8 protein-coding genes are annotated in these 12693 nt (G+C 65.8%); 3 read left to right on the forward strand and 5 right to left on the reverse strand.

The window, feature by feature from the left end; all coding sequences use genetic code 11:
• Positions 1 to 87 precede the first annotated feature (87 nt).
• The 4 genes from ABZV93_RS17905 to ABZV93_RS17920 form a co-directional block, all read right to left on the reverse strand.
• Positions 88 to 1011 (reverse strand): carbohydrate ABC transporter permease, encoded by a 924-nt coding sequence (locus ABZV93_RS17905; RefSeq protein ID WP_354937001.1) that lies wholly within the window; start codon positions 1009 to 1011, stop codon positions 88 to 90.
• Complete coding sequence (locus ABZV93_RS17910) at positions 1008 to 1949, reverse strand: sugar ABC transporter permease (protein ID WP_354937004.1); 942 nt, start codon at positions 1947 to 1949, stop codon at positions 1008 to 1010. Before ABZV93_RS17910 ends, ABZV93_RS17905 begins: the two co-directional genes overlap by 4 nt.
• The gene (locus ABZV93_RS17915) at positions 1946 to 3349 is read right to left on the reverse strand and encodes an extracellular solute-binding protein (RefSeq protein WP_354937007.1); all 1404 of its coding nucleotides are present in this window, start codon (positions 3347 to 3349) and stop codon (positions 1946 to 1948) included. The genes ABZV93_RS17910 and ABZV93_RS17915 overlap by 4 nt, the downstream gene beginning before the upstream one ends.
• Positions 3350 to 3521: 172 nt before the next feature.
• Positions 3522 to 5690, reverse strand: coding sequence for a malate synthase G (locus ABZV93_RS17920; RefSeq protein WP_354937010.1), 2169 nt, complete (start codon positions 5688 to 5690; stop codon positions 3522 to 3524).
• A gap of 332 nt (positions 5691 to 6022) precedes the next feature.
• On the opposite strand from ABZV93_RS17920, the gene ABZV93_RS17925 reads away from it, so the two are divergent.
• Entirely contained in the window at positions 6023 to 8611 is a 2589-nt protein-coding gene (locus ABZV93_RS17925; RefSeq protein WP_354937013.1) for a hypothetical protein, read from the forward strand.
• A 52-nt stretch (positions 8612 to 8663) separates the two neighbouring features.
• Here ABZV93_RS17925 and ABZV93_RS17930 read toward each other — a convergent pair whose 3' ends face one another.
• A complete protein-coding gene (locus ABZV93_RS17930; protein ID WP_354937016.1) occupies positions 8664 to 9440 on the reverse strand; it encodes an IclR family transcriptional regulator in 777 nt (258 codons plus the stop codon).
• A gap of 282 nt (positions 9441 to 9722) precedes the next feature.
• Here ABZV93_RS17930 and ABZV93_RS17935 point away from each other — a divergent pair, with 282 nt between their 5' ends.
• Both ABZV93_RS17935 and ABZV93_RS17940 read left to right on the forward strand, forming a co-directional pair.
• Positions 9723 to 11690, forward strand: coding sequence for an ABC transporter substrate-binding protein (locus tag ABZV93_RS17935; RefSeq protein ID WP_354937019.1), 1968 nt, complete (start codon positions 9723 to 9725; stop codon positions 11688 to 11690).
• The gene (locus ABZV93_RS17940) at positions 11690 to 12682 is read left to right on the forward strand and encodes an ABC transporter permease (RefSeq protein ID WP_354937021.1); all 993 of its coding nucleotides are present in this window, start codon (positions 11690 to 11692) and stop codon (positions 12680 to 12682) included. The genes ABZV93_RS17935 and ABZV93_RS17940 overlap by 1 nt, the downstream gene beginning before the upstream one ends.
• Positions 12683 to 12693: the final 11 nt, after the last annotated feature.

Consider the following 12693-nt stretch of genomic DNA (forward strand, 5'->3'; position numbering starts at 1 on the left):
CCTTCTGAAGCCTGGTCCTGCCGTTCGATGCAAGCGCGTCGACGTGTCTCAAGCGTCATCGGGTTGCTCCCAACTCGGCGGGTACGGTCATTTGATACCGGTCATGGAGATTCCGCGGGTGAAGTACTTCTGTGCGAACACGAAGACCAGAACGGTCGGAATGATGGCCAGCGTGGCTCCGGCCATGAGCGGGCCGTACTGAGTGCTGTCCTGGGTCTGGAAGAACGCCAACCCGACAGGGACGGTGAACTTGTCGACATCGCTGAGATACACCAGGGGGCCGAAGAAGTCGTTCCAGACATTGACGAAGGTCAGCACCGCGAGGGTGGCCAGTGCCGGCTTCGACAACGGCAGGATGATGCTCACGAAGATTCGGAAGTGGCTCGCCCCGTCGACAAGCGCGGCCTCGTCGTACTCCCTGGGGATGGTCAGGAAGAACTGGCGGAGCAGGAAGGTGCCGAAGGTGTTGGCGACGATCGGCGGGATGATCAAGGGGAAGTGGGTGTTGATCAGACCGGTCTCGACGTAGGCCGAGTACAGCGGCAGCACCATCAGCATGTCCGGGATCATCAGCGATGCGAGCAGCAAACCGAAGGCGGCGTCCCGCCCGCGAAACTGCAACCTCGCGAAGCCGTACGCACCCAGGGCACACACGCACAGCCGGCCGAGGATCACCAGAACCGTGATGTAGGCGCTGTTCCCCAGGAACCGAAGGAACGGCAGGACGCCGTTGTTGATCAGGTAGGCGTAGTTTTCGCCGGTGAACGGATGGGGGAGGAGGCGTGGCGTCAGGCTGATCACGTCGCCCGGCTCCTTGAACGAGCTCGACAGCATCCACAGGAACGGGCCGATGGCGACGATCGCCACAAGGACGCACGCGACGTAGACGGCCGTCGGCGCCAGAATCCCACCCGACCGGTGCCGTCGCCGTCCGCCGCCCGCATCGCCCTCCGGCATCGTCGGCCGTCGTTGCTCGATCTGTTCGCGAGCAAGAGTCTCGTCGATCGTCACTGGTAGAACACCCACCTCTTCGACAACCGGTTCTGGATCCACGTGACCGCGAGAAGGATCGCGAACAGCGCGACGGCCAGCGCCGAGGCGTACCCCATCTTTCGCAGCGTGAAGGCCTGGTACCAGAGGTGGTAGATGTATACGTACGTGCCGTCTCCCGGTCCGCCACCGGTCATCACCAGGATGAGCGCAAAGACCTGAAACGATCCGATCGTCTGCAGGATCGACAACATGAAGATCGTCGGCGTGAGGAACGGCAAAGTCACGTGAACGAATCGTGAGAGCCGGCCGGCTCCGTCGAGGGTTGCCGCTTCGATCAACGACTCGGGCACCCCCTGGAGACCCGCCAGGATGATGATCATGTTGAAGCCCATGTTCGCCCAGATAGCCGTGACGATCACTGCGGCCATCGCGGATGCGGGCTCGCCCAGCCAGTGCGGTCCAGTGATGCCGAACGCGGCCAGGATCGCGTTGATGATGCCGTACTGGTCACTGAACACCCACCGGCTGACGACGCCGACAGCGACCAGAGACGTGACGTACGGCAGGAAGATCAATGCCCGGATGACAGCCATCCCCCGGAGCCGGTTGTTGACCAGCAAGGCCAGGGCGATCCCGATGACTATGCCGACCGGGACGTAGCCGACCGTGTAGATGAGTGTGTTGATCAGGCTCCGGCCGAAGAGTGGATCGCTCCCGGAGAACATCTGCTCGTAGTTGGCCAGGCCGGTGAACTTCGGCGCCGACAGACCGTCCCAGTCCGTGAAGCTTGTCACCAGCGTCGGCGCGACCGGGATGACGTTGAAGGCCAGTGTCCCGAGCACGACCGGTCCGACGAACATCCAGCCACGGAGGTTGCCACGCCCCGATCCGTGGTGCCGCACCTGCCCCCTGGCTGCCTTGTCCGCCGGCACCTGGATGGCCTGTTCGGTGGTCACTTCTTCGTGACCTTCAGGTCGGGATCGGTGAGCGCTCCTCCCTTCTCGAGCAACTCCTTGCCTTTGCTCCCGTTCCAGCTGCGTTTCTTGATCTCGGCGTTGACCGCGGCACGTCCCCGTTCGAGGTACTCGGAGGTGGCGAGCTTGCCGCTCATCAGGTTGTTGGCATTGGTGCCTTCGACGAAGGAGTCGGCAAGGGCCGTGCCGATGGGCCCCCGAGGGAACGGCACGTCGACCGGATGCCCGCCGGCGTCACCCAGTGTCTCGGCCCAGACCTTGGAAGTCTTCGGGCGTGGATGGTCGGTGAACGCCGCGCTCGTGGCCACTTCGGTCAGCGCCGGGACGGCGAACTGCGCCTTGGCCATCACCTCCGACGCTGCCTTGCCACACAGCGCCTTCATGGCCAGGAAGGCGGCCTGTGGATCCTTGGTCGTCTTCGGGATGACCCACGTGCGGGAGTAGTTCTTCGTCATGGCGAAGAGCGGAGTCTTCGGCCAGGGCATGATGTCCCAGTCGATGTCGCGGCTGATCTGAGAGCTTACGTCCATGGCCTGCCACGTCATGGCGAGTTTGCCCGCGTTGAACAGGGGCAGGAATTCCACGTCGGCGGTGGGGGAGTACCCCTCGCGAATATAGGAAACCTGCTTGTCGATCGCGGCCAGGGTCTCCGGCTTGCCGTAACCGCATTCGGTCTGGTTATCGTACAGCGCGGTGTCGCCGGCGCCGTATGCGGTGGGCTGGATCGTGTTGACCGCGTACTGCAGACCGTAGACGTCGGTGCGTCTACCGTTCTTCTTCGTCAGCTTCCTGACTGCCGCGTCGAACTCGTCCCAACTCCACGCATCGGACCATGAGGTCGGCGCCGTGAGCCCGGCGTCGGCAAACAGCTTCTTGTTGTAGTAGAGCGCGTTGGCGCTCATGCCCGGCGTGATGGAGAACTGGTATCCCTCGACGGCAACCTTCGTGGTGAAGGTCGGGCTGTACCGGGCGAGATCGAAGCCCATGCTGTCATCGAGCATCATCTTGTCCAGCTGCAGGATCTTGCCATTTGTCGCCAGGTCGTACACGCGGTCGTCGTCGATACGCTGCAGATCGGCTGTGGTACCGGAAGAGAACTGCAGCATGACACTCGCCCAGTCGTCACCCGGCGCGGGCTTCCACACGATCTTGATCTTGTGTTCGTCGAGGCTTTCCTTCTGCGCTGCCGCGATCATGTCCTTGAACATCTTCTGGGTTGCGGGATTACCCACGGAACTGAAAGTCACCTCTGTCCAGCCTGCCGACGTCCCGGACGACCGCGAGCCGCACGCGGTCACCGAGGTGCCGACGGCGCCGGCGACAGCCAGCCCGAGGCTTCCTTGGAGCAATCGACGACGGGTGAGAAAAGGGCCACAGGTCATGCTGCTCGGTCTCCCTTGACAAGCGCTCCGACGGGGGGAGCACAGCTCGCGAAGGTCTGCGCAGTGCTGCGGGCTGTTGATCTTCGGTGTGGCTGAGTATTGGCTCGCCTACCGAGGGTGTCAAGCATCGTTCGGAATGTGGATTCCGAGATGTGGAACGTGCACGAGAGCGTCAGTCAGTCCCGCGGGCCTTCTTGTGCGCACGATGGCGGTGCAGGATCGGTTCGGTGTAGCCGTTCGGCTGCTCGAGCCCTTCGAACACGAGCGCGCGAGCCGCCTGGAAGGCCTCGCCGTCGAACCCCGGCGCCATCGGTGTGTACGTCGGATCGGCGGCATTCTGCTGGTCGACGACCATGGCCATCCGGCGCAGTGTCTCCTCGACCTGATCTGCCGTGACCACGCCGTGGTGCAGCCAGTTGGTCAGGTGCTGCGCCGAGATCCGGCATGTCGCCCGGTCCTCCATCAGCGGTTCGCCGGTGATGTCCGGGACCTTGGAACAGCCGACACCGGCGTCGACCCACCGGACGACGTACCCGAGAAGCGACTGGCAGTTGTTCTCGATCTCGCGCTGCCGCTCCTCGACGGTCCAGGTCGGTTCGGCCAGCGGAAGCCGCAGCAGCTCGGCTCGGTTCCGGCGGCGACCGCCGGCCGCGATCTTCTCCTGTGTGGCCCTGACGTCCACCTGGTGGTAGTGCAGGGCGTGCAGGGTTGCGGCGGTGGGAGACGGCACCCAGGCGCAGCTCGCGCCGGCCCGTGGCTGAGCGATCTTCGTGTCACACATGGCCGCCAGACTGTCCGGCGCAGGCCACATGCCCTTGCCGATCTGTGCTCTGCCGAGGAGCCCGCACTCGATGCCGATGTCGACGTTGAGGTCCTCGTACGCGGAGATCCACGTCTCCCGCTTCATGTCCTGCTTGCGCACGACCGGCCCGGCGAGCATGGAGGTGTGGATCTCGTCGCCGGTGCGGTCCAGGAATCCGGTGTTGATGAACACCACCCGATCTCGCGCCGCCTCGATGCATGCCTTGAGGTTCAGCGACGTGCGCCGCTCCTCGTCCATGATTCCGACCTTGATGGTCAACCGCGGCAGACCGAGGAGTTCCTCGACGCGATCGAACAGGTCGACGGTGAAGGCCACCTCTTCAGGACCGTGCATCTTGGGCTTCACGACGTACATCGCGCCGGTCAGGGAGTTCGGCCTGTTCGAGCCGACACGGAGGTCGCGCAGACTGCCGAGCGCTGTCATCACCGCGTCCAGGATGCCCTCCGGCACCTCGTGACCACCGCGGTCGAGAACGGCGTTCGTGGTCATCAGGTGGCCGACCTGCCGGACGAACAGGAGTGACCGTCCGCGCAGGATCACCTCCTCGCCGGACAGCGAGGTGCAGCTGCGGTCGGGATTCATCGAGCGCGTGAACGTGCGGCCGCCCTTGGTGACCTCTGCCGAGAGCGTCCCCTCCATCAGCTGCAGCCAGTTGCGATAGCCGACGACCTTGTCGTCGGCGTCGACGGCCGCCACGGAGTCCTCCAGGTCCATGATGGTGGAGACCGCGGACTCGACGAGCAGGTCCTTCACGCCGGCGGGGTCGGCGGCGCCCACGGCGTCGTCGCGATCGAGCCGGATCTCCACGTGGAGGCCATGGTGCACAAGCACCACAGCCTCCGGCTCCCGTACCTGTCCGCGGTAGCCGACGAACTGACCCGGCTCGGCCAGACGGAGGACGTCGTCCCCGGCCGTGACGGCGAGACCATCGCTGTCGACGAAATAGGACGTGGCGTCGGCATGGGACCCGCCGGCGAGTCCGAAGTGCTCGTCCAGGAACGCCCGGCCGCGGGAGATCACCTCGGCGCCGCGGACCTTGTTGTACTCCCGGCCGGGAGCGAGGTCGCCCTCGCGCGGAACCACGTCCGTGCCGTACAGGGCGTCGTACAGGGATCCCCAGCGCGCGTTGACGGCGTTGGTGGCGAATCGCGCGTTCAGCAACGGGACAACCAGCTGTGGGCCGGCGATCCGCGTCACCTCGTCGTCGACGCCACTGGTCACCACCTCGACAGTCTCCGGCTCCTCGAGGAGGTAGCCGATCTCGCGAAGAAAGCGCTCGTACGAGGTCGGGTCGTCCATGCCGGGGTTCCGGCGGTGCCACTGGTCGATCGTGGACTGGAGCTCTCTCCGTCGCGTCAGCAAGTCACCGTTGCGGGGCGCGAACTCCTCGATCAGGTCAGCAAGCCCTGTCCAGAAGGCTTCCGGATCTGTGTCTGTGCCCGGCAGCGCCTCCACCTCGACGAACCGGTGCAGGGTAGGGGCGACGGTCAGTCCTCCCGGAACCGCGTGCGCTTTCATGAGGGCTCCCCATTCCACAGTGCGAAATCAAGATTCCTTATCTTGAAGTTCGAACATACAGGGCTTCGACACCTGCCGTCGCTCGGAGGACGAAGACGGCCGACCGCTCACAAGCGGGGCGCGTGGGAGGTTCTGCGGTTCGCCGGCCACGGCCGCCGTCGGCTGCTGGCCGTTTGTGGTCCGCTACTGGAGCTGTCGGTCGTGGAATCGAGGTTTTACGATACGAAATCAGTCCTCTAGGTCCGGCGGCTCCGCCGAGCACCGCGGAGCTCCTGTCGGCTCTCGACATGCCAAGACGTGCACGCTGACGACCCAGGAATGAGGAACAGCTGATGAGTGCTTCGGCCGGTCATGACGCTTCGACGGTCCTCGTTGTCGTGGACCCGGCGAGTTCGGCGGCAGGCGAGTCTCCGGTGCAGTGGTCGGTCGGCTACCTGACCGACGTGCTGGAGGGGGCGGGGGTCGTCGTGCGGCGGGTCGACGCCCAGGACACGGACCGGGCCGATGTCGTGGTTCAGATTGGTGGCGGAAACAGCGAGGGCCCTGCCGAGTCGTTCGAAGTACGCCGCCCGGACGGTGCCGACGGACCGGTGAGGGTGAGCGGGGCGGATGCGCGCGGTGTGGCGTACGGCGTGCTCGAGCTCGCCGACCGGGTGCGCTACGCCGACGACCCGGTGGCCCTGCTTCGCGGCACCGAACCGGAGAGCAAGCAGCCGGCGACGCCGGTGCGCAGCATCCTGCGTACGTTCACCAGTGACGTCGAGGACAAGCCGTGGTTCAACGACCGTGAGTTCTGGTCGGAGTACCTCACCGAACTCGCAGTCAACCGCGTCAACCGTTTCCAGTTGGCGTTCGGCATGCAGTACAACTACGGCCATCACCCGGCGACGGAGAACTACTTCTGCTTCCCGTACCCCTTCCTGCTCGACGTTCCCGGCTTCGACGTCAGCGTGGGCAACGTGCCGGCCGAGGAGCGCGACGCCAACCTCGCCATGCTGCGGTTCATCAGTGACGAGGCGAAGAAGAGGGGGATCCACTTCCAGCTGGGGCTGTGGAACCACGCCGACGACCAGGGCGAGGGATCGGCGCCGCGCTACCCCGTCAGCGGCATCACCCCGGACAACCACGCGGACTACTGCGCTGCCGCACTCAATCTCCTGCTGCGGGAATGTCCGTCGATCGACGGGCTGACGATGCGGGTGCACTACGAGGGTGGCATCCCGGAGCCGGACCATGAGGCGTTCTGGCAGACGGTGATGGGAGGTGTGGCCTCGGTGGGACGCCCGCTCGAGATCGACATGCACGCCAAGGGTGTGGACGAGGCGCTGCTCGACATTGCCCGCGGCACCGGGTGCCGAGTGGTCGTGTCGGCGAAGTACTGGGCAGAGCACCAGGGCCTGCCCTACCACCAGACGACGATCAGGGAACGCGAACGCGCCACCAAGGAACGCGGGACCGGGCTGATGGCGATCACCGCGCACCAGCGCCGGTTCACCCGCTACGGCTACGGTGACTTCCTGCGTGAAGGCAGCGACGTGGGACTGATCTTCCGCATCTGGCCGGGCACTCAGAAGGTGCTGCTGTGGGGAGATCCGGTGCTGGCGGCCGGGTACGGGCGGCTGGGCACCCTCGGCGGCGCGCTGGGGATCGAGTGGTGTGAGCCCCTCAGTTTCAAGGGCCGGAAGAACACCGGACACCTCGACGGCAGGGATCCGTACGCCGATCCTGCGTTGCGACTGGACGGACAGGACTGGCGGAAGTACCGCTACTCGTACCGGCTGTGGGGGCGGCTGCTCTACGACCCGGACGCCGATCCCGAGCAGTGGAGGCGGTTCCTGAGGTCGGAATTCGGCGACGCGGCCGAGGCGGTCGAGAACGCCCTGGCGCCGGCGAGCCGGGTGCTCCCGTTGGTGACCGTCGTGCACGGCATCGGCGCTTCCAACAACGGCTACTGGCCGGAGATGTACCTCAACATGCCGATTGCCGGTGGGCCGAACGCCGACCACTACCGCGGTGACACGGCGGCCCCGCCCACCTTCGGTGGAGTGAGCTCGTTCGACCCGAGTCTGTTCTACAAGGTGGACGAGTACGCCGACGACGTGGTCGCCGGCCGTCGCGACGGTCGGTACTCCCCGATGGAGGTGGCCGACTGGCTGGACAGGCTCGCCGAGGAGGCCGAGCAGAGCCTCGCCGCTGCCCGGGACAAGTCGGCCCGTGCCGAGGACCCGGAGTTCCGGCGGGTGGCGATCGATGTGGCGGCCCAGGCCGGGCTGGGCAGGTTCTTCGCCGGTAAGTTCCGGGCGGGTGTGGCGTACGCACTGCACGAGCGGACGGGCGACGCCCGGCACCTGGGGGAGGCGGTGGCGGCCTACCGGGCGGCGCGGGACGCCTGGGCGAACGTGGCGGAGGTGACCACGGGCACCTACCGGCCGGACCTCACCTTCGGCGATCTGCGCTCCGAGCACGGGCACTGGGCCGACCGGCTACCGGCGATCGAGGAGGACCTGGCCGACCTCGAACGGCGATTCGAACAGGCGAGGACAGCCGAAGTCGCCGCGGAGGGGAAACTTCCGCAGGTCCCGTCGGCCGAACGGGTCCGGTTCGAGCACACTCCACCGCCGCCGTTCGTCAGGGGCGAAGAGGTACGGATCGAGCTCACACCGAGTGCGTCGTTCGGCGGAACGGTGGTCTGCCATTACCGGCATCTCAACCAGGGCGAGGACTTCAGGACCGTCGACATGAGCCCGGAGAGCGGCGACGTCCTCGGAACGACTGTCGGCGGTGACTACACCGATTCCGACTATGCCCTCGTCTACTACTTCACCGTGCACCACCCGGGTGGCGACGCGTGGATTCTCCCCGGACTGGACCAGACGCTGGCCAACCAGCCGTATCACGTGGTTCGCCAGAAGCTCGACTGAGAAGGATCCGAGTGAATGGGCCCGGCGCCCCGTGGGGCGCCGGGCCCGCGCTTCAGCTCTCCCGTTCCTGGTAGCTGAGCTCGGCCGCGAGTTCGGTCGCTGCCTGTTGCAGGAGGGGTACGGCATTGGCGACCACGTCGTCGGTGATGCGTGCCTCGGGGCCCGACACCGACAGTGCCGTGGGTGTGGGGGTCCCGGCGACCGTCAGGGCCACGCAGCGCACCCCGACCTCCTGCTCGCCGTCATCGATGGCGTACCCGCGCGCGCGGATCGAGGCGAGCTCCTCGAAGAACTTCCGTCGCCTGGTGATCGTGCGCGGTGTCCGGGCCGGCATGCCTGTTCGGTCCAGGATGGCCCTGACCTCCTCATCGCTCTTCAGTGCCAACAGCGCCTTGCCCACCCCGGTGGAGTGCAGCGAGACGTGCCGCCCCACCTCGGTGAAGATCCGCATGGCGTGCTGGGACTGGACCTGCGCGACGTACACCGCCTCGTCGCCGTCGAGCAGGGCGAGGTTGGCGGTTTCGCCGAGGGCCTTCATCAGACTGCGCAGGTGCGGGGCGGCCCAGGTGCCGAGCATGCGGTTGGCGGCTTCGCCGAGCCGGATCAGCCGCGGGCCCAGGGCGTACCTGCGCGACTCCTCCTGGCGTACGTATCCGGCGGCGGCGAGAGTCCGCAGCAGGCGGTGAATCGTCGGCGCCGGCAGACCGGAGGAGGCAGCCAGCTGGCTGAGGGTTACATCCCCGCCCGCGTCGGCGAGCAGTTCGAGCAACTCAAGCGAGCGTTCGACCGACTGCACGCCACCGGTTCGCCGGCCAGAAGGCCCTGTCATCAGTTGTACCTCCGCATGGTTGACAGGCCTCACCCCGTGGTGCCGGCCGATGTCGACGGTGCCCGTATCCGGTCACCGGAGGCCTCAGTATCTCGTTGACGACGCGTGGCACGCCTCGTAACCTCGGCGCTACCAGTAGTTCCACTATGTGGAGTGTTCATTCCATCACTGGAACGGACCTCCAGCAGGTCTCGTTGCAGTTTTCGCGCGGACCGTGTGGCTGTTGACGAGCGCTCTCCACAATCCGCGGCTGCAACGCGACTCCCGAAGGGGGTCTGGTTGATGACTGGGAACCTTGGTTCGAGACGCGACATCTCCCGCAAGGACTTTCTCGCGCTGGGTGGTGTGCTGGCCGGTGCCAGCCTGCTCCCTGGATGCAGTGCCTTCTCCATGGATCCGGACACGGCCGACCGGTCCAGGTCCGGCCGCAAGGCGGGAGCCGCCCCGGCCAAGGGCAAGGAGGCCCCCATGCTGGCGGCGCGGGTGAAGGCGGGAAGCCTGCCGCCGGTGGACAAACGCCTGCCGGCGAACCCGAGAGTCATCCAGCCGCTGGAGCGAGCCGGAGTCTACGGCGGCACCTGGCGTACGGTCGAGGCCAGCACCGACCCGAGCTGGCTGTGGATGACCGTGTGCCACGACCACCTGATCTCGTGGGACCCGACGTGGAGCAAGATCATTCCGAACGTCGCCGAGTCCTACGAGATCAGGGGCGACGGACGGGAGTACGTCTTCAAGCTGCGGGCAGGCATGAAGTGGTCCGACGGTCAGCTCTTCACCGCCGACGACCTGCTCTTCTGGTACGAGAAGATCTACCTGAACAAGGAGATCACGCCCGTCCTCCCCTCCACGCTGCAGATCAACGGCAAGCCGCTGGTGGTGGAGAAGCAGGACGACCACACGGTGACGTTCAGGTTCCCCGAACCCAACGCGGTCTTCCTGCAGAACCTCGCCATCCACGGCCCGCCATTCCGGTTGCTCCCGCGGCACTACCTCGAGCAGTTCCACAAGGACTCCAACCCCGGACTCGGCGACGACTGGGCACAGAAGTTCCTGGAGAAGATCGACGAACTCAACAACGTCGATCTTCCGGTGATCACCGGATGGGTGCCGAAGAACCCGCACGGGGACGGCGACCGACAGGTCTGGGAGCGAAACCCCTACTACTTCAAGGTCGACCCGGACGGCAGCCAGCTTCCCTACATCGACAAGGTTGTCTTCACGTTCTTCCAGGAGCAGGGACCACTAATCCTCCAGGCGGCCAATGGCGACGTGGACCTCTACATGCGAGCGGAGGTGACCACGCCCAAGAACCGCCCCGTGCTGGCCAGGGGCCAGAAGAACGGCGGCTACAAGCTGGTCAAGGTGAAGGACCCCACGCACAACACGATCGGGATCTGCCTCAACCTCACCCACGAGGACCCCGACAAGCGGAAGATGTTCCAGAACAAGGACTTCCGCATCGGTCTGTCCCACGCGATCAACCGGCCGCAGATCATCGACCTGGTCTTCCTGGGCCAGGGTGTGCCGTGGCAGACCGCGCCCAGGCCCGAGGTGCCGTTCTACAAGTCCGACGACATGGGCAAGCAGTACACCGAGTACGACCTGGGCCTGGCCCGGCAGCATCTGGAGAAGGCCGGTTACGCACGGACCGATGCGAGGGGCCGGCGGCTCGGTGCCGACGGCAGGCCGATCGTCATCAGTGTGCTGATCCAGAGCCGGTACCCGGTGATGATCGATGCGATGGAGTTCGTCAAGGGGACCTGGGCCAAGGTCGGAGTCGAACTGCGCATCGACACCGCGAGCCCGGAACTCGTGGGCACCCGGATGGACGCCAACAAGTACGACTGCACCCTCGATGTCGGCGAGATCGGCTACGTGGACATGCTCACCGACCCACGCTGGCTGTTCGCCACCGGAGGCTCGTCGTACGCACCCTTGTGGTCGAGGTGGTACGAGGGCGGAGCCCCCAAGGAGGAGCCGCCCGAGGCGATGCGGCGACAGGCCGCGATCTACCGCCAGAAGGTGGTCGGGACCAGCGACGTCGACACGCAGTACGCCGGCATCCGGGAGATCATCGAGATCGCACGGGACGAGTTCTGGACGATGGGCATCAGCAGGCCGGCGTCGTCGTACGCGATCGTCAGCGACCGGATCCACAACGTGCCCGGCGACGACAAGATGTGGCTCGCCTTCAAGTGCCCCTATCCGGCCGTGACGAACATCAGTCAGTACTACCTGGAAGGGGAGTGATGCTCACCTTCGTACTGCGCCGTGTGCTCTACATGGTCCCCACGGTGTTCCTGATCTCGGTGGTGACGTTCGCGATCATCTCCCTGCCGCCGGGTGACTACCTGACGACCCTGGTCGCGCAGATGCGGGCGCAGGGTGTGCAGGTCGACGCCGGCCAGCTCGCCACGCTCGAACAGCGGTACGGGCTTGGCCAGCCTCTCTACGTGCAGTACCTCAAGTGGATCTCCGCCATCGGCCTGCACCTGGACTTCGGTCAGTCGTTCCAGTACAACCGGCCCGTGGCGGACCTGCTCGCGCAGCGGTTGCCGCTCACCATCGTGATGGCGCTCACGACGTTGGTGTTCACCTGGGTGATCGCGTTTCCGGTCGGCCTCTACTCAGCCGTACGGCAGTACTCTCTCGGGGACTATCTCTTCACCACGATCGGGTTCCTCGGCCTGGCCGTGCCGAACTTCCTGATCGCCCTGGTCCTGATGTATCTCGGGTACCGCTTCTTCGGTCTCAGCGTGGGCGGGTTGTTCTCCCCGACGTTCGCCGACGCGCGGTGGAACCTCGGCAAGGTGGTCGACCTGCTGGGCCATCTGTGGGTGCCGGTGGTGGTGCTTGGTACGGCCGGAACCGCGGGACTGATCAGGATCCTGCGGAACAACCTGCTGGACGAGCTGCGCAAGCCCTACGTCGTAGCCGCCCGGGCTCGCGGAATTCGTGAACGCAAGATCGTGGTGAAGTATCCCCTGCGGATCGCCATGAACCCGTTCGTCTCGACCATCGGGTGGATCCTGCCGCTGCTGGTGTCCGGGGAGGTCATCGTCGCGCAGGTTCTGTCGCTGCCCACCACGGGGCCGTTGCTGCTGAGCGCTCTGCTCAGCCAGGACATGTACCTCGCCGGGTCGCTCATCCTCATCGTGAGCGTCCTCACCGTCATCGGCACGCTGCTGTCCGACATCGCGCTCGCCTGGCTTGATCCGCGCGTACGGCTGGGCGACCGGTAGCAGGGGAGCGA

Origin of the sequence: Actinopolymorpha sp. NPDC004070 (genome assembly GCF_040610475.1) — a bacterium.
Classification (GTDB): Bacteria; Actinomycetota; Actinomycetes; order Propionibacteriales; family Actinopolymorphaceae; genus Actinopolymorpha.